This window comes from Methyloglobulus sp. (genome assembly GCF_040079455.1).
Classification (GTDB): Bacteria; Pseudomonadota; Gammaproteobacteria; order Methylococcales; family Methylomonadaceae; genus Methyloglobulus.
Genome location: NZ_JBEBKJ010000029.1, coordinates 1 through 19,036, shown reverse-complemented (window position 1 = coordinate 19,036; position 19,036 = coordinate 1). Strand labels below are relative to the sequence as shown.

Annotated in this window: 15 protein-coding genes; 2 read left to right on the top strand and 13 right to left on the bottom strand. The window is 45.4% G+C overall.

Features of this window, described 5'->3' with window-relative positions; genetic code table 11:
• Positions 1–162 precede the first annotated feature (162 nt).
• The 13 genes from ubiB to ABL924_RS08205 form a co-directional block, all read right to left on the bottom strand.
• Positions 163–1,713, bottom strand: a complete 1,551-nt coding sequence (gene ubiB / locus ABL924_RS08265; RefSeq protein ID WP_349026610.1) for a ubiquinone biosynthesis regulatory protein kinase UbiB — start codon at positions 1,711–1,713, stop codon at positions 163–165.
• Positions 1,714–2,346 (bottom strand): SCP2 sterol-binding domain-containing protein, encoded by a 633-nt coding sequence (locus ABL924_RS08260; protein WP_349026609.1) that lies wholly within the window; start codon positions 2,344–2,346, stop codon positions 1,714–1,716. It lies immediately after the preceding gene.
• Positions 2,347–2,389: 43 nt separating this feature from the next.
• Complete coding sequence (locus tag ABL924_RS08255; RefSeq protein WP_349026608.1) at positions 2,390–2,725, bottom strand: GIY-YIG nuclease family protein; 336 nt, start codon at positions 2,723–2,725, stop codon at positions 2,390–2,392.
• Between the two features lie 157 nt (positions 2,726–2,882).
• Complete coding sequence (locus tag ABL924_RS08250) at positions 2,883–3,509, bottom strand: FMN-binding negative transcriptional regulator (protein WP_349026607.1); 627 nt, start codon at positions 3,507–3,509, stop codon at positions 2,883–2,885.
• A 6-nt stretch (positions 3,510–3,515) separates the two neighbouring features.
• Complete coding sequence (gene ubiE / locus ABL924_RS08245) at positions 3,516–4,262, bottom strand: bifunctional demethylmenaquinone methyltransferase/2-methoxy-6-polyprenyl-1,4-benzoquinol methylase UbiE (protein ID WP_349026606.1); 747 nt, start codon at positions 4,260–4,262, stop codon at positions 3,516–3,518.
• Positions 4,259–4,657 (bottom strand): DUF971 domain-containing protein, encoded by a 399-nt coding sequence (locus tag ABL924_RS08240; RefSeq protein ID WP_349026605.1) that lies wholly within the window; start codon positions 4,655–4,657, stop codon positions 4,259–4,261. Before ABL924_RS08240 ends, ubiE begins: the two co-directional genes overlap by 4 nt.
• A gap of 92 nt (positions 4,658–4,749) precedes the next feature.
• Entirely contained in the window at positions 4,750–6,309 is a 1,560-nt protein-coding gene (locus tag ABL924_RS08235; protein ID WP_349026604.1) for an NADH-quinone oxidoreductase subunit M, read from the bottom strand.
• On the bottom strand, positions 6,287–7,873 hold the full coding sequence (locus ABL924_RS08230) for an NADH-quinone oxidoreductase subunit M (RefSeq protein ID WP_349026603.1): 1,587 nt from the start codon (positions 7,871–7,873) through the stop codon (positions 6,287–6,289). Before ABL924_RS08230 ends, ABL924_RS08235 begins: the two co-directional genes overlap by 23 nt.
• Positions 7,874–7,949: 76 nt before the next feature.
• The gene (locus tag ABL924_RS08225; RefSeq protein WP_349026602.1) at positions 7,950–9,515 is read right to left on the bottom strand and encodes a proton-conducting transporter membrane subunit; all 1,566 of its coding nucleotides are present in this window, start codon (positions 9,513–9,515) and stop codon (positions 7,950–7,952) included.
• Positions 9,515–12,769, bottom strand: a complete 3,255-nt coding sequence (locus ABL924_RS08220) for a DUF2309 domain-containing protein (RefSeq protein WP_349026601.1) — start codon at positions 12,767–12,769, stop codon at positions 9,515–9,517. The genes ABL924_RS08225 and ABL924_RS08220 overlap by 1 nt, the downstream gene beginning before the upstream one ends.
• A 10-nt stretch (positions 12,770–12,779) precedes the next feature.
• A complete protein-coding gene (locus ABL924_RS08215) occupies positions 12,780–14,252 on the bottom strand; it encodes an NADH-quinone oxidoreductase subunit M (RefSeq protein ID WP_349026600.1) in 1,473 nt (490 codons plus the stop codon).
• A 126-nt stretch (positions 14,253–14,378) separates the two neighbouring features.
• Positions 14,379–15,986, bottom strand: a complete 1,608-nt coding sequence (locus ABL924_RS08210; protein ID WP_349026599.1) for a SulP family inorganic anion transporter — start codon at positions 15,984–15,986, stop codon at positions 14,379–14,381.
• A gap of 239 nt (positions 15,987–16,225) precedes the next feature.
• On the bottom strand, positions 16,226–16,924 hold the full coding sequence (locus ABL924_RS08205) for a phosphatase PAP2 family protein (RefSeq protein ID WP_349026598.1): 699 nt from the start codon (positions 16,922–16,924) through the stop codon (positions 16,226–16,228).
• Positions 16,925–17,377: 453 nt separating this feature from the next.
• Here ABL924_RS08205 and ABL924_RS08200 point away from each other — a divergent pair, with 453 nt between their 5' ends.
• Together ABL924_RS08200 and ABL924_RS08195 are read left to right on the top strand one after the other, a co-directional pair.
• Positions 17,378–17,512: a hypothetical protein gene (locus ABL924_RS08200; RefSeq protein ID WP_349026597.1), complete on the top strand. Its 135-nt coding sequence runs from the start codon at positions 17,378–17,380 to the stop codon at positions 17,510–17,512.
• A 468-nt stretch (positions 17,513–17,980) separates the two neighbouring features.
• On the top strand, positions 17,981–18,925 hold the full coding sequence (locus ABL924_RS08195; RefSeq protein WP_349026596.1) for a DMT family transporter: 945 nt from the start codon (positions 17,981–17,983) through the stop codon (positions 18,923–18,925).
• Positions 18,926–19,036: the final 111 nt, after the last annotated feature.

Sequence of the window (19,036 nt, the reverse complement as noted above, 5' to 3'; positions counted from 1 at the left end):
CACAGGGATGTGACTCGCCAGTTAAGTTAGGTGGTGTAAGTATACATCCATGTAACCTAGACCCCGGCAATCCTTGCCGGGGTGACGACGTTTAAAGGGTTAATGGAATCGTAACCGTTTTGATTTTCGCTGCAACCTGTATGTGATCAGGAATGGTTTTGATTATCGTAACAAAACCGCCAAACTAATCAAAATAGCACCAATATAAATAGACCATAAGGTATTGCGGTGCTGTGCCTCCATCTGTTCACGTAACAATACCAACTCCCTTTGCTGATTTTCCGCCCGTTTCTGGGAATTAGCGGCGTTGTCCAAAGTTTTAAACAGTAAGGTTGGGATTTCTGGGAAATGTTCGGCGACTTCGGGAAATTGTTTGAACAACTTGGTGATTTTGGCTTTAGGACTCATCCGTTCCTTGAACCACTTTTCCAGGAACGGCTTGGCGGTTTGCCATAAGTCCAGGTCGGGATAAAGCTGCCTGCCCAAACCTTCGATATTGAGCAAGGTCTTTTGCAGCAGCACCAGTTGCGGTTGCACGTGCATGTCGAAACGGCGGGCGGTTTGGAACAAGCGCAGCAACAGTTGCCCAAAGCTTATGTCTTTCAGCGGTTTTTCAAAAATCGGCTCGCACACGCTGCGGATAGCCGATTCAAATTCCTCAATCCGCGTTGAGCTATCCACCCAACCCGATTCGACGTGCATTTGCGCGACTTTCCGGTAATCCCGGTTGAAGAAGGCCAGGAAGTTTTCTGCCAGGTAATGCTGGTCGGTCAATGACAGCGAGCCGACGATACCAAAATCAACGGCAATATACTTTGCTGGCAGATCGACGAAGATATTGCCCGGATGCATATCGGCGTGGAAAAAATTATCCCTGAATACTTGGGTAAAGAATATCTCAACGCCGCGTTCTGCCAACAACTTGAAATCCGCGCCCTCTTTTTTCAGGCGCTCGGTCTCGCCGACGGGTACGCCGTGAATCCGTTCCATGACCATGACTTTTCGACGGGAAAAATCCCAATATATTTCAGGCACGTAAAGGATTTCCGAATGCTCAAAGTTACGGCGCAATTTAGCCGCGTTGGCGGCTTCCCTAAGTAAGTCGAGTTCATCTAAGGTGCTACGTTCAAATTCGGCAACCACTTCCATAGGCCGCAACCGCTTTGCATCTACCCAAAACTTTTCGGCAATCCGTGCCAATTCGTACAGCAATCCGATGTCGGACTGAATGCCTTCTTCTATATCTGGGCGTAATACTTTAACGATAACTTGTGTGCCGTCATGTAATTCGGCTGCATGGACTTGCGCGACCGAAGCCGATGCCATAGGTTCAGGCTCAAACTTGGCGAATGCCTGGGAAATACTCATCCCCAGCTCAGATTCAATGATTTTACGGGCAGTTTCGGCGGCAAAAGGAGGCACCCTATCTTGTAACTTGACCAGTTCGTCGGCAATATCTTCTGGCAGTAAGTCTTTCCGTGTCGATAAGGCTTGACCAAATTTTACATAGATAGGGCCAAGATCCTCCAATGCCCGCCTGATCCTTACCGCACGCGGTTCGGTTTTGGGCTTAAGCCAATAGCCAGGGGAAAACACAGCAAAATAGCGTACTGGGCGGAACAAATGCGTTTTGAAAACGATTTCATCCAGGCCGTGGGAAACCAGCACCCAGTTGATGTGGATGAGGCGGAATATGATTCTCGGATAGAACACTTAAGGCCTTTCTTCTGTTTTTGTTGTTATGGAATTAATCAAGCGTTCAACACGGCTGTTAAGTCGGTCAGAAGCGTTTCGTAGCTCGTCAACTTGTTGATAAAAAATATCGATTTCCGGTTTGGCCGGTAAATCACGGGTTTCTTCTTGCAGAAATTCGGCGGTGTTGAGTTTGAATGTCTCGATGGTTTCTTTGCCCCATTCCTGACCGGATCGGAAGAATTGGCTGATGTGGTTTGCAAGATCGGCACCAATATATTGGGCAAGCAAGCCTTCGAGGTCAATATCCAATTTTTTGAACACAGCCTGAAATTGCTTTCCAGTCTGGATGTCGCCTTCGATTTTAATCTCGCCTGAGAAAACTGAGCGCATCGGTTTTGTGCTGATGCCCATAAACCCTAATGCCCATACCGAACCACTGATGGTCGTATCAGGCTGGCCAGTGATTTGATCGATAATCTGGATGGAATCACTGGCTGGGCAAAGATAAAGAGTTTCATTGAATGGTTGCATAGTCAGCGCGATGATTTTGCCTTTTAAGGGGATAAGCAAGTCATCTTTATTGTTATCTAGCGCTAGATAACGGTTGAGGGCTGTTTCTAGGGCGGCGATTAGGAGGGGGTTGATTAGCATTATTTCAATTGTATTTTTTGTTGAATCCAAAACAATTAACTTGTTACCTGTTGTCGTCACGTAAAAGCAAATCCGTTCGTCCTGAGCCTGTCGAAGGATGAAGGGAGTTGCTTTTGGCTAAACGACTCACTTCCGCCCAATCGCCCCGTATCATGGCTTCTTTCTTTTTACGGCTCCAGCCTTTGATTTGCTGCTCTGCCGACAAAGCTTCTTCACGGGTTGCGGTTTCTTGTGACCAGCTAAGCTCGACTGGAAGACGCGATGAAGTATATCCCGTGCATTCACCAACCTGATATTGAGCCATACGGCGTTCTATATTATCGGTATGCCCTGTGTAGTAGCTGCCATCGGAACATCGAAGAATATAAAACCAAAACATATCAGCCGTTTATAAAAAGATATTAGTTGTGATTTTCTCCATCCATCCTTCGACAAGCTCAGGACGAACGGAGAAAATGCTATTTTCATTATGGTAATAATTTTGCTCTGGCATTTTAGAAATATCGTTTGGCGAATAGCTGAAATACGGGACGGATTTAATATTCATTTTTGCCAACCAAATCTGCCATGTCTTGTTGCTGCTTATCCTTCAAGCCTTTAATTACACTTACTTTATTTTGCATGGGCTGGTTTTGGCTGACCTTCCACTTACCAAGCAGTTTGGTAATTTTCATTTCAATTCCGACGATCGATTCAAACAATTTTTCGGTAAACTCTGTGGGTGCATCAGCTACAGCCCATGGTTCTGAAAATTGTGACTCATTTTGATCGGTAAGCGTTTCGAGTTGAGCGCGTAACCATTCCGGTTTATCGACTACCTGTAAATTACCGTAAGCATGAACGACAACATAATTCCATGTAGGCACTACTTTTCCGTGTTCTTTCTTTGTTTCATACCAAGATGGAGTGATATAAGCATTCGGCCCGTGAAAAATTGCGAGTGATTGATTCTCACCATTAATATCTTCAAGTAACGGATTTGATCGTGCCACATGGCCTTGTAAAGTACCGTAAGGCTCGGGCATGGCGTTAAGATGTATTGGAATATGGTTTGCGTTTAACCCATTTGCTGACATCGTTACCAACGTGGCTAAAGGATAATCATGAATCAATTCATGCATCACCTTAACATCAGTTATTTCAAAATGTTTTGGGACGTACATAATTACCTAAATCTTGTATCCCCGATGCACCGCCACAATCCCTTGCGTCATATTGAAATACTCACAACGTTCAAAGCCCGCAGTTTCCATCATGGCTTTCAGTTCATCCTGCTTAGGATGCATACGGATAGATTCTGCCAGATAACGGTAACTTTCTTCATCTTTTGCCACCCATTTGCCTATTTTCGGCAGCAGGTTGAATGAGTAAAAATCATAGACTTTCTCGGTAATTGGGTCGACGGGATGGGAAAACTCCAGGACGATGGCACGACCACCCGGTTTTAACACGCGGTACATGGAACGCAAGGCCGCATCCTTATCAGTGACGTTGCGTAAGCCAAACGCAATGCACACGCAATCGAAAGAATTATCGGCAAACGGCAAACATTCGGCATTGACCTGGGTGTATTGCACGTTGCCGACCAAGCCGCGATCAATCAGGCGGTTACGGCCTGTGCGTAACATCTGGGCATTGATGTCGGCCAGGACGACATTGCCCTCATCGCCTACCCGTTGCTCGAATAAAGTGCTGAGATCGCCCGTGCCGCCAGCCAGGTCAAGCACTTGCTCGCCTTTGCGGACGTTGCTCAATTGCACGGCTATGCGTTTCCATATGCGGTGTACGCCCATAGACATTAGATCATTCATGATGTCGTAATGTTCCGCGACCGAATCAAATACGCCGCGTACCATACTGGCTTTTTCTTCGGCAGCGACCCGCTTAAAGCCGAAATGGGTGGTGTTTTCTGTCATTTTGTTACCGTGTTGTCTGTAGGTTTGCGTTGATGTCCTGCCAGTTCAAGCCTGTGCAGGTAATCTGCCCAAAGGGTCGGATACTCAGCACCGAGCTTGTAAAGGAGATCCCAACTGTAAATGCCTGTGCTATGCCCATCGCTAAAGACAAACGCGACTGCATAATTACCGATGGGTTTTATTTCGTTTATCGTAACATTTTCTTTGTCAACCTGGAGAATTTCCTGCCCAGGGCCATGTCCCAAGGCTTCTGCGGATGGTGTGTAAACTCGAAGATATTCGCAAGGCAAATTAAAGGCTTGCCCATTATCAAAGTGGATTTCAAGAATGCCGGAAACTTGATGCAGCTTGATGTCGGTAGGTAAGGTGTTGCAAGGTTGTATAGATAAGCGCATGTTTAATTGATAATTATTGTAATAGGTACTCTGTTGAAAACAGACCTAGTATTCCTTAGTTTTTAAAAAACCTTCTACATTCGGGGTTACGATTATTCAGATAAATCCATATCAGCAACCTCATCACTTTTAATGGGCTGTTCTAAAATCTGGGATAACCACATATCTGCGGCTTTTTCATGCGTATGCAAGATAAGATTAGGAAATAATCCGAATACCAGAACCAACAAAGCTAGCGCACACAAAAGCAGTAGTTCGCGGCGGCGCAAATCCTGGCACTGTCGAACCGTTTGATGGATAATCGAGCCGAAAAACGCTTTCCGTGTGAAGTCCAGCATATAGGCTGCGCCCAATACCGCAGCGGCAAGCGCAGCGATACCTAAGCTGGGATGGGCAACCAATGCACTGATTATCAGTAATAATTCTGCTGGGAAACCACTAGTGCCAGGTATTCCAATACTTGCTAAGGTAAATATAAAATAAAAACAAGTCAATTTTGGCATGACTTTAGCCAAACCGCCCAAATGGACGACTTCGGTACTGCCTAGGCGGTGTTGGATAAATCCCGCAATCAACATCAACGAGCTGGCAATTATCGTAAAGTTGAACAACTGGAATAGCGCGCCTTGGATGCCTTGCATATTCAATGAGGCGATGCCAATAATTACTAAGCCGACATGGCTGATACTGGCGTACGCTAACAAACGGCGCAAATTGGTTTGGTACAATGCAATCAATGCGCCATAAATAAGCGTAATCGCGCCCAGGACGCCAAGTACCCAGCTGTATTCGACGGCGGCAGAAGGAGCTAAGGGCAGGGTAAAGCGGATAATGCCATAAACGCCAAGCTTTAAACCAACCAGCAGTGCTGTCGTATGAGGGGATCCTTCCATCGCTACCGTAGGTAACCAGGTATGGAAAGGCGGCAAAGGTGCTTTAACAGCAAACCCCAACAGTAACAACACAAAGACGATGGTTTGTAAATGTTCCGGCAAAGGTGTTTTTAATAGCGCCGGTAAGTTAAAAATCAGCTCCTGAGCAATGCCACCTTCCGGTAACTGGGCAGAATGATTAAGCGCAAGGATAATAATAGCGAGCAACAGCGAAATGCCGCCAAACAGCATAAATAAGGTGTATTTGATGGCAGCCAAACGGCGTTCTGCACCTATGCCCCACAAGCCTATCAAAAAGAAAATAAGCGGTAAGGTCAGTTCCCAAAACAAAAAGAACAGCACCAAATCCAAGGCGCAAAATACCCCTAGAGTAACGCCTTCTAGCACCAACAACAGTGCTAGATGAAAACGGGATAAATGCTGGATGGTATTCCAGGAAGCCAGGACGCTCATCAAGGTCAATAAGGCCGTCATCGGCAAAAACAACACCGAAATACCGTCGATACCGATCAAATATTCAACATTAAGGCTGGGTATCCAGGCATGGCGTTCAACCCATTGAATGTTGCCGTCATCGGCATTGAATTGCGGCAACAACAGCAACGTCAATACCAACTCTATACTGGCAATAATCAATCCTGTTTTTTTCGCCAGATTGACATCTCGTATCACACCCACAACAATCGCCCCTAGCAAAGGCAACAGAATAATGCAGCTCAATAGGGGGAAACTGGCTTCACTCATGGGCATCAGGGGCATCGTTTTGCTCTGGTGTACCATCAGGCTCAATGAAGGGTGAACTATTTGGGATGCTGTGGACAGGATATTGTTCGTGCATGGCAACCGCTTCCTGGTCTATAAACTTCAACCACGGAGTTGTATAAAAACCAGTACCCATTAGCAAGGCACAAATGACGATAGCAATTGCACGTTCTTTTTTAGTCGAATGATGTTGACTGTGGGACGGCCAATACTTATGTTTAGGTGCGGCAAAGAATATTCGCTGAAAAGCCCATAACAAAAATGCCGCTGCTAACACATTGCCGACTAAAATCCCAATCGCAATCAACCAACCATCTTCCTCAATAACGCCTTCGATAAGTAAATGTGCGGCATCATATCCGGGCGTACCAGGCATTACCATAGTAGTTAACGCAGAAATCAAAAATAGAAAAGCCAAGGGCGCATTGGTATCAAATACCCCCCCTAAACGGGGCAGAAAAGCGGTGCGCGTACGCTCATAAATCAAACCGGTACTGAAAAACATACCAGCAGTCGCCAAACCATAAGCGATAGAAAGCAGTAACGTCCCTTCCAAGCCGTAGTCATTAAAACAAAACACACCTATCACCAACATGCCAGTATGACTGATTACTGCAAATGCCAGCAGTCGGCGAATGTTTATTTGCATCAGCGCCAATATCGCGCCGTAAAACACACTGAGTAGACCTAAAATCACTACAAAGCTTGCCCATTGTTCAGCAACACCAGGAATCATCGGCAAAATAAAACGTATCACGGCATAAACGCCCAACTTTAAGCCGACTAGGAAGATAAAGGCACTGGCAACCGTACCCTGTTCAGCCAATACCGGTAACCAACCATGAAAAGGAAACAGCGGCATACGAATGGCAAAGCCATAAAACAGCAAAATGAAAATCAACGTTTCATCATGTAAATAGACGTTGTTTTGTTTTAAGGTCAGCCAATCGAAAGTCAGGCTGTGTTCGGAATCAATCAAGCCAAATGCCAGTAGCAAAAAACCACATAAGGACATCAGTAAGCCACTAAGCCAGTATTTCAAAACATAGCTAAGGCTACGCTGACGCTGCTGCCCAGTACCCGCACGCAGGGTTAAAACGATCACCGGCAACAGCTCAAGCACACACCAAAGCCAAAATTGCAGAACATTTAAAGCTGTGAAAGCGCCTATTAACACGCATTCATAACACAGTAAACACGCGATAAATACCCTATCCGTTGCATGGCGGGTAATCGTAGTGTAAATCAGTGCCAGCACCGTTAACAATGCCGTAAGCGGAATGAATAGGATATTTGCACCATCAACCCCAACGCTATAACTAAAGCCTGAAAATTGGAATTGCTCGGCCAGTTGTATGGCAAAATTGCCAGTATCAAAAACTATTAACAGGTAAACGCTCAATACCATATTGACTAGCGTGGCAGCCAGACCAATACGCGAGGCGGTCACAGGTGATTTAACGCAAAGAACAGCACACACAGCTAACAACGGCACTAAAACTAGCGTGGATAATAGCGGAAAGGCGGCAGACTCAGCCCAAAGTTTAGTCGTAATAAGCATAGGCTTCAGAAAGCGGTTAACGTAGCCGTCAGTAAGTCACTTGGCATAGCCGTCAAAGAGTGGCTTAACATAATCGTCAAAATGTGACTAGCAAGGTGATGAAGACAAACAAGACCAGATAGCGAGGTCGCAGCACCTTACGTTCAATTCCATTAACGAAACGGCCTAGTTCACGGCTATTAGCGAGGGTTTTATTGCTCACCCCTTCAAGCACCAAATGTTTTTCCAGCCAATTCATACTGCCGGCGATCCAATGCGTTAATGTACCCGCCAAACCGGTGCCATGGGAAAAATCGTCAATATCATTATCCAACTGTGCACCGATGGATTTTTCTTTTAATTGTGCCAGTGTAGCGACCGCATTAATAGCGGGTGCGGAAAAACCCATCAGCCGATCAAGCGCATGGTCATCAAAATAGCTTAGGTCATGCGCTAATTGCCGAACGGGTTTAGCCAAGCCCCAATCGATCATTTGATCCAGCCAAAACCGCTGTACCGATGCCAAATAAAGCCAGTTCGAACGTGCCAGAAAAGGCGATACCGATTGGACGGGATTTTCATGGACATTGTGCAACAGTGAGGGCGCAGTTAGCACTTGATAGCCCCGAACAATTGCATGGGCAGCAAGATGCCAGCTCGCCAACTGCCAAAACCCCAGGCCGCATTCCATAAACATCAGCCCCAATTGGCCGGATGTCGCAAACACCAGGGAACTCTTGACATCGGTTTGTGTTAAGCCCACCAGATAGCTATACACCGCCGTCAACAAACCGACAAACACCAACAAGCCCATAATCAAAGGAGCTTGCTCAAAAATCGCTTGCAGAAAGATCACCAGATAAATACCGGCATGTATCATTACTGCGCCGTAAAATGCCGCACTTGATGGCGTTGGCCCTTCCATGGCCTTTGCCAACCACAGCGTAAAAGGCAGTTGCGCTGATTTTGCAAAAGCGGCTACAGCAAAACAAAAGGCTAAACCTGTCGCCTCGCCAACATCTAAGCTAGTGGCTTGGTCTTTAATATCCAGCCAGTTAACACTGCCCAGCAACACATAACTTAAACCGATACCAAGCACAAAACCCACATCACCGATGCGGTTAGTGACAAAAACCCGCGTCGCATTAGCGGCGGCAATAGGGCGGTCATAAGCATAGGCAATCAATAGATAAGAGCATAAACCAGCGATTTCCCAACCCATAAAGGTAATAACTGCGTTGCCTGACAACACCAATACAAGCATTGCAAACGCAAACACATTAAAGATAAAAAAGAACCGGTAGTAACCTGCTTCTCGGTGCATGTAAGCAATAGAAAAACGCATGATGATGGCGAGCAAGACAGCAAACAAGGTCGCCAAACGAATATTAAATCCCGCGCTAATAAAATTGACTGATACAACCAAAGAATCGCACTTTAACCACTCACCTGCCTCAAAAGTACCGGAGTTTTTACCTAATAAATCAGCACCCAATGTAACCAGCGACAGCAAACACGACATAGTTATTGCCCAAAGGCTAATATCGGCAGCCAAAGATTCCTTATCTTCACCAGTCAATACACCGCAAACTGTCCCCAGCCCAACAATAATACCCGCCAGCAATGGCAATAACGGAATGAAAATAACTAAGGCATCCATCATCAAACCCTCAGCATTTCAGGCTGCTTGATTAAGGCAGGCGATACGGGTTGCATCTGACCGCGATAACAATCGGAAGAATTGTCAAAAATCGGCAAACTTCCTGCCCCGGCTTGCCAAGGCACAAAACCAATACCCCGCTCAAACGTGTAAATCATACCGTCATCGGGATCTTTAACACTTAGGAACACCCAGCCACCACCAATCAATTCGGCAAGATCCGGCTGACGGTGATAAATTTTTTCCAGCACCGAGGCTTTAGCTTCCACCACAATCTGCAAGCGCATTGCTTCATGGATTTCTACCATTTGTAGTGGTAAACCTGTGCGTAAGTCACTGCTCGTACCTTCCATAATGCCAAACAAGCCTGTTACGTTATGGGGTATTTTGGTGCCACATCCGAAACGATCATTGTCAATGGTAGAAAAATAATATTCCAGGTTAATACCTGCACCGACGGGGCCTGCGGTCAGTAATATATTTTCTAGAATAGCGCCACTTGGATCTTGGGTTGGATCGTAAGAAATCAAAAAGGGTCGTCGATCCAAAAACAGCCCTTGACTTATAGCACGACGACCGATTATCGCCGCCGCATTACTGGCATGTCCAAATTCAGGACGTACCTGGCTTAAATCCCGCGCCCTCAAGGTCACATGCCGAAACGCATCCGCAGGAGTAGCATTGCGCTCAACCGAAGCAAAACGTCGGCTACGCTCATGGGCTGACAAGGCTTGTGTTTGGTTTATTTGGGTTCTGAAACGCTGAAAATCCTCTTGTAGCGACGCGGGTATTGCATCCAAATCGTACCAACTCATAGCATCGCTACAGGTATCGTGCTGTACGCCCACAAACCAAGTGTCATCAGGAATAATAATGTTTTGTCCGGCCAGCAATACACGAACCTCGGGGCGATTCGCCATCGCTGCAAATACCCGTGCATTCGCCCCACCTTGCCGACCTCCACACGCACCGCAATCATGGGCTGCTTCGTGTGGGTTGTTCTGACTGGTTGACCCATGACCTGATAACACAATAATGCGTGCATAACCATCAGTAAGTCCTATCATGCGTAACAATGACGCAACACGCTCACCTTGTTCAACATCGGTAAATCCGAGTTTGGGATGTTGCACTGAGGCTTTAGTTTCGTTATCGGTCGAGATAAATGCCAACTCAGTGTCAACTGATGGAACAAAAGTACGTAACCGCCAGTCAGCAAAGCGTTTATGGCTGCTCGGCATCAGTATTTTAGTCAACAGCCCAGCCACAGTAAAAGATGCCAGGAAAAATATTGCCAAGCTTGATAACAATAAATTGCGGCGTGGAAGCTGATGTACAAGGTAACCGATTCTTTGATATAAACGTCGTCCCTTTTGGTGGGCAAGCAAGTTTTTTTCATGGCCTTGCTTGGCAATTTCATCCACTTCATGAACTGGGGTTACTACGACGGGACACAACGGCGTTGAGTGTGCAGCATCTAACCCCTTGTAATTCATGGGTATACCAAAAAAACCGGCCACCCCCAAAGTTTCAATGGCCGGATTCAGTTCTTCCAAATGACGACGAAAACTTTCCTCACGCTCATCCATACACATGATAATTTGTGCTTCTGGCCGCTGTTTACGTATATTCCAGCGGCCCCGATTATGATTCTCGTGCAGCCCTTGAAACAACGCATTGCGGTAATTTTTCTCGTAAGCGTCTAACCAGACTTGATTGCGTTGCTCTGGGGTAAATTCATCCAATACCGTTAACAGCGCCAACACATCAGCTTTATCCATCAGCTGAACATTATCAACACATAAGCCCAAATGCTGCACTAACCGAAATAAGCGCCAGCCACTGTTGGTGACGGTATGGCCGGTGTTTTTTTCAGCCAGCGGACTGATTTGCCATGTCGCTATCAAATCAGCCATCTGTTGCCAATCTTGACGGTTATTCCGCTCAGACCCTGCACGCAGAACTAAAGTCTCCGCCTTGCGAGTTAAGTACTCCGGCAAATCGCCTTGGTACAGATACCTCCGCACCATCACTTCGGATAAATTTTTGCGAAAATAACTTTGCAGCACACCCAATTTGGCTTCTATTTTCCAAACATCACGGCAGACTTGATTTAACCAGAGGCGATCCAGCGTCAACCGAATCGCCAAGCAATCCGCCAATGCTGGAATATTCTTGTTATTAGCGTGGTAACCAGCATGTTGCTGCCGCCAATTAATCATACCAAACCATCCAGGCAATTCCAGCGCCAGTCGGTGCAAGTAGCCATGCCATTGGGTTTGCGGTATTTCCAGGTGATTTAATTGAAAAATGATGGCAGCAATAGCATCCTCTGGTAACTCAGCAATAATCGCTGATCCATCGGGTAGGTCTTGTAAAAACGCATTAACATCGTAGCGAATAGTTGTCCGCCAAGCACCGTATAAGCCCAATTGCGCGAGTTGCGGCATAGGCCATGCGGCAAGCCCCTCATCCAAAGCCGCCGCACATATCCGTATCAGCCGTGGACGTATAATGTCCAGAATATCCACGCCCGTTAAAGCCCGCACCACAGATGCTAAGGTTCGTGTTTCACCTATGTTAGCGATTAATTCGTCAAGCATAACAATAGCTTGCTGCTGGGTAGCAGAATGTGTGGCATCGACGGATGTTTGTTGATGCTGTGTGAGCCAGTCTTCTGTTTGTTCCAGCGATAAATCCAGCATATTTTCAGGATGTAAGGCGGCATAGTTCAGGCCGAGCTTGCTTAAAACAGCTTCCCATAGCCCTTTAATATTTCTACCTGAATTACCTGCTACCCAACGATCACGTACTTCATTTGGAACATCGGCTTGTACAGTATTTAATGCCCCAAGCTCTTCAATCTGCCAGTTTAACTGACTGATAGACACTGCTCGAAAATCAAATAACAAAGCCAAATAGTAAATGTCCTGCCGCTTAATAGTTTTTTCACCACTAGCACACACAGTCTGTTCCGGTGTTAATCCAGGCTGTGCCTTGATTGCAGCGGCCAAATCACGTTCAGTGATACGGCCTTGTTGATAAATACCACGGTACTGTGCCTCGGGAAGATAACCGGAAATACCAGTCAAGGCTTCAAACTCTGATAATGCTTGCTCAAAGGGCAAATGCTGAAAGCCATGCAAGGTATTATGGTGTACGAAGTCGCGTATCGGCGCTTGTGCTGGCAAAACATGATCCAAATCATGCAATGCCTTAATAATCAACGCACGGGCAGTCTCGTTGTTGTCTTGCATAACCATAAGCTTATAGGGGACGCTGTTTTATCATTGCGCTTAAGTCACTGACCGTTGCCGCCGATAATTCAATGAGGGCTTGGGGTAGCAAACCAAAAAACACAATACCCACCACTAAAAGGCCTGCCGCTAATAAGCCGACGGTATTCAGATCAGGAAGAACTTGCATAGTAGGTCGAACCGGCCCAGTAAATAACACACCGATGGTGCGTATGGCATAACTGGCACTGATTAGCATGCCAACACCAAACAGAGCCATGAGTCCACCCCATTGTTGAACACCCGCAATAAGCGTATGGAATTCAGCAATGAAACCCACGGAACCCGGCAACCCCATAGAAGCTAACAACACCACTGTCATTAACAAGGTAAAGCGCGGCATTACTTGAACCAGTGAGCTGTAATCTTGAATGTTGCGGGTATGGGTGCGCTCATACAGTAAGCCAACCAACAAGAATAATGCGCCCGCAATCAAACCGTGCGCGGTCATTTGCAGCACTGCACCCATCAGCCCTGTTTCAGTCAACGTAGACATGCCCAGCAACACAATCCCCATGTGGCTGATCGACGAATACGCCACCATTGCTTTGAGGTCTGTTTGCCTCCAGGCCAACAAACCGCCATAGAGCATTCCAAACAGTGCCAGAAAAACCAACAACGGCTGCAAAATATGCGTCGCTTCCGGCAACATCACCATTACCCGAATCAAACCGTAAGCGCCCATTTTTAATAAGATGCCCGATAATAATATACTGATGGGGCTGGGCGCTTCCACATGCGCCAAAGGTAGCCAGCCGTGCAAAGGAAAAATCGGCAATTTAACACCGAAGCCAATCAAAAATCCCAACAGCACCAAAACCTGCTCCTGCCACGGCATATCCTTAGCCATTTGGTGCATGGAGGTCATTAATGTGCCTTCATATTCCAAGTCGTATTCACTGATCGCCAATAAGCTAATCAGCATAAATACCGAGCCACCCATGGTGTACAGCACAAAATTAAGACTGGCTGCGTGTCGTCGCTTACCACCCCAACGGCCTATCAGAAAAAACATCGGGATTAAAGTGACTTCCCAGAAGGTATAGAACAAAGCCCAATCCTGCGCTAAAAATACCCCAAGTATGCCGAACTCAAGTAAAAGTACACACAGATGGTAGCCCTTAATGCTTTCGGTAATGGAAAACGAAGCCAGTAACGCAACGGAGGTGAGCAAAGTAGCCAAAATCACCATCGGCATCGATAGGCCATCAACACCAAGCGCATATTCACTACCCAGATCGGGATTTAGGGGGAAATTTTCACTGAACTGAATATCAGCGCTGTGCTGGTTATAAATAAACAACAACCAAAGGCTCACTAACAAAGTCAGTGTGCTGAACAAATGCGCCAGGCTTCGAATAACCGCTAGCTTTTGCCCCGGCGTAAACGCCAAAAACACAACACCCAATGCAGGCATCCAAAGTAACAGGCTAAGAATTCCCATGCGATCTTATGTCATCTTACTTACAAAATCCCAGAATTTTACGCTAGGATCAGGTATTGGCATAGATTAAAACATTTGTTTGGCTTAAAAAGCATCAATGCGTCGTTTTTTTGAGGTGACTGGGCGTTAATGCGAAACAGGTGCTACATCATCCAATATAACCAACTCTTGATGATCTTTGAACTTTTCCTTCCCATATAAATCAATGGTCTCGACACGAATGTTGCTATCCGGTGCGGAGGCCAAAAAATCATCAATCGTTTCAAGAATGTCATGATCGATAAATTGGGCTTTTTGGGCATCGATCGTAACTGTGCTGTTTTCTTCAACAAGCAAGATAAACTTTCTCAGCAACGCCTTATTCAAGAAGGAAACATCTTTATTGAGCGTAATCAGGTAATGGTTACTCCGCTTGTTCTTAGTCATAGTCATCGTGATTGCCGCATGGTAATTGGCTTTAATCACAAAAAATAAACCGACTGCCATGCCGATTGCCATACCTTTTAACAAGTCCGTCACCAAAATAGCACCAACCGTAATGACAAACGGCAATAATTGGCTCATGCCTTTACGGTAATAGCCAAAGAACATTGAAGGTTTCGCAAGTTTATAACCCGTGTGTAGCAGGATAGCCGCTAGACAAGCTAAAGGAATGGCGTTTAAGTAATGGGCAAAAAACAGTACGCTGATTAACAAGAAAACGCCATGAATAAAACAGGATAAGCTGGTTTTGCCGCCCGCATTGATGTTGGCAGAACTACGGACAATAACCGCCGTCATCGGCAAACCACCTAACATTCCACTGATAATATTGCCGATACCTTGAGCCTTAAGCTCACGATTGGCGGGTGTCAAACGCTTCAACGGATCGAGCTTATCAGTCGCTTCAAGGCTTAACAAAGTTTCCAGACTGGCGATAATAGCAATGGTGATAGCAACAACATAAACTTGTGGATTGTTTAAATAACTGAAATCCGGGAACACCAGATTGTTTAAAAAATCGCTTGGTTGCTCTGAGACAGGCAAATTGACAAGATGGTTTGAGGTAACCTGCCACTCTGGTGCATATTTAGCGGCGTACAAATTGAAGCCAACACCCCAAACAACGGTGACCAAAGGCCCTGGTATCAGCTTTAATAAGGCTTGTTTTTTAAACCAAGGCAATCCCCACACGATCAATATCAACAAACCGACCACGCTGATAACAACAGCGCCAGGCGAAATGGCTTTTAAAGAATCAAACAATTCAAAAAAACTCGATTCCGCCGTTCCCTTCATGTAACTTTCATCACCTTCGAAACTATTATCAAAACCGACAGCATGGGGAATTTGCTTAATTATAAGTATCAAACCAATAGCAGCCAACATGCCTTCAATAACGGCGGAAGGGAAAAAAGAGGCAATCACCCCGGCCTTTAAAAAACCCAATACCAGTTGCAAGATACCCGCCAGCACACAAGCAACCAGAAGTGCCTGGAAACTGCCCAAAGTTTGCAACGCATTGAACACAATCACCGTAAGGCCAGCAGCCGGGCCACTCACACTCAGTTGCGACCCACTTAGCCAAGCCACCACCAAACCGCCCACCAAGCCTGCAATCAAGCCAGAAAACAAAGGCACTCCCGATGCCAAGGCAATTCCCAAACAAAGAGGCAATGCGACCAGGAACACGACTATCCCAGCCGGAACATCTTCTTTAATATGGCGAAAGTAATATCGTGCTTGATGGATCATGGTTAACTCCTAAATTATTATAGATTCGGTCTTGTGAAGTTTGAATTATTTCTGAATTAAAGCCATGCGCATCAATACATTCAATTGACTTGGCTTAAAACTTTAAAAGGCCGGAGCAATAAGTGTCAGCTCCTAAGTTATGGTATTGAATCAAAATTATAATATAACTGAAATACGTTTACTACCTTCATGCTGACACTAAAACGACAACCTGAGTTCCAGATTAACCTCAACCTTAATTATTTAAACTGTCTACAGAAAAAAATCATAAACAACAACAATGATGAAAACCAGCAAATCGCCAAAGCAAACACATCATGGCTAAAAAAATGAGCACCACGTATTTCTTGGTTAATACCAAAGATAAAGCCAGCCACCAAGCCAGCCACCAAGCCGTGATATTTATAAATCGGCTTCACCAGCAAAAAGAAAAAATACAGGCTGACAAAAGTAAAGCCCAAACCTGAATGACCTGATGGAAAGCAATGCCCGACAGTTAAGCGGTTATCAATTGCATCGAATAATCTGATATGCGGTTTATTGCCCCCAAATAGTGCCAAATCCCAAGGGCAATAGATGTGAGTATGGCTTTTTAAGTAGGTGATGATAAGCGGCCCTGCCAAGCTGGCGAGCAACAAAAAAGTCAGGTGCTTTCTGTAACCAGACAAGGCTGACTTTGAACGGAAAGCTGTAAGCCAACAAAGCAACAACATAACACCAATGGTATACACAATATACCGTCCGGCTTTATGCAAGACGGTTTGAGTCAACCAATGTTCCCGATAAGGCCATAGTTTAAGTTCTGTATTGTAAAAGTGGCTGGCAAGCCAAAGATCCAATTGCGTAAATTCCATGCACAGCAAAAGCACCACAAAAGCAATCAGCGGCAATAGAAGATGGTTTTTGATGAAACTTATGCTGTTGATGGTAATTTGCAAAACGTATTTCCTTACTTGGGCAGACTCAGATTCAGCCCTAGCAGAGCCGCCTTTACATTGTATCGCAAGGCATTAAGCCTTGCTTCTTCCATTTCTTTATGTCGTTTCGTTAAAAACTGTATCTTGAAAAATCCAAAAACGAAACTCTCTTTGGGGAATCTCTAAAAATTCAAAAAACTCCTTCGCCCTCCAAGGACGGAGGAAGTGCGGCAGCGAGTATGGAACTCGCGCCGTCTCCCTCTGGGATGCCTACATGGATCTAGATGGTAGGGCAATGCAGGAGCTGTTGCCGAGAAGGTTGGGATGAGGGATTTAAAATCGAGAATTTACAACCCTCTGGTTCTAAAGAAACCGTGGGAGAGCGATGGCCGCCACATCATTCCCCTTAACTCGAACAGTTGCCTGGAACTTAAGATTCCGTATCCACAAGACTGAGAACCAAGGAATTTAATTATGATGACAAAAACATACGAATACAACATAGGTGTTGATATTTCCAAACGGAAATTGGACGTTTCTTTTAATAATCAAATAATTATAAATACTGACAACAATCCTAAAGGGTTTGAACAGTTTGAAGAATATTGATAAGCCACTTTCGACGCGTATTGTCATGGAGGCGACGGGAGGCTATGAACAACCGTTGGCGGCATTCCTGCAAACACGGTGCATTTCATTCGAAAAGTGATGGATAATAGAAGGCATTGGTTTTTCTGCCATTAAAAATCAAAATGATAGGCTTATTACCTCATCTAAATTCTATTTTCAAGTGGTTTTAAGCGCGATTGCCCCGGTTTGTCCTTAACAAGTCAACGATTTGACAAAAAATACTGTTATCCATAGAATGAGCCAATGGACACATCAATGACTATTTTTTCTGTAATACACCAAGTGCGTTGGCTGCGAAAGATTATTCTCGCGTACCGCCGCATTGTTATGGATTAATTAGTTTCATTATTTATCAAAGCAAAGCGGATCTTGTTCCGGTTGCTTTGGCAGTATTTCCAAATAAGCTCCCCCTGCAAGATTCGCGATTTCCAATAAAAGGAGAATCTTGTGCAAACTGCTACACCCCTCACCACGCAACAATATAGCCAGCACGTCATTATCGGCTGCGTGTTTGTGTTATTGGCCGCGTTTGGTTTTTCTGCCAAATCGATCCTGGTCAAACTGGCGTACAGTTTCAGTCCTCAGCTTGATGCCATCACCTTAATGTTGCTGCGGATGGCAATTTCTTTGCCATTCTTCCTGTTTGTCGCGGTGTGGTCTAATCGACCATCAAGACAAACCAGCGAAATGCATCGGATGAGAACACAAGACTGGCTGATGGTAATGGTGTTGGGATTCTTGGGCTATTATTTGTCCAGCATGCTGGATTTTGAAGGGCTGGCGTATATTTCTGCGGGTCTTGAACGTTTGATTTTGTATCTTTATCCGACCTTTGTTGTCCTCTTGACAGCAGGAGTTTACCGTAACGCTATCAACCGCCACCAGCTTATCGCATTGCTGCTGAGTTATTCCGGCATTATTCTGGTTTATGCCAACCAGCACATGGAGTCGAATTCTGGGGGTTTGCTCATCGGCTCAGCATTTGTTGCCAGTAGCGCAATGACTTTTGCCATTTTTATGGTCGGTAGCGGCGTATTGATTAAGCGAATTGGCTCATTACGGTTTACTGCGTATTCCATGACGGCAGCCTGTGTGATAACGGGATTGCATTTCATTATTAGACACGGCGGCTACCCCTTGCACATTCCTAGCAGGGTTTATGGCTTAGCAAGCATCATGGCGATATTTTCAACAGTACTGCCGTCATTTTTAATGAATGCTGGCATTCAACGCATTGGTGCGGGATCGGCTTCGATTATAAGTTCAGCGGGGCCAATAGGTACGTTAATATTGGCCTTCTTTGTACTGGAGGAAGCATTGACGCTTCCTCAACTGGCAGGGACTTTTTTGGTATTAGTCGGGGTTTATGTGGTTAGTCGTGCTAAACACTAGAATCGTTATTGATTATAGATACGGCCTTATAAAGTTTGAACTTATAGCGTTATTTTGTGTCTTATCCGTATGGAAAAAGAAGACGCGAGGTATCAAACATTGGAGCAACTG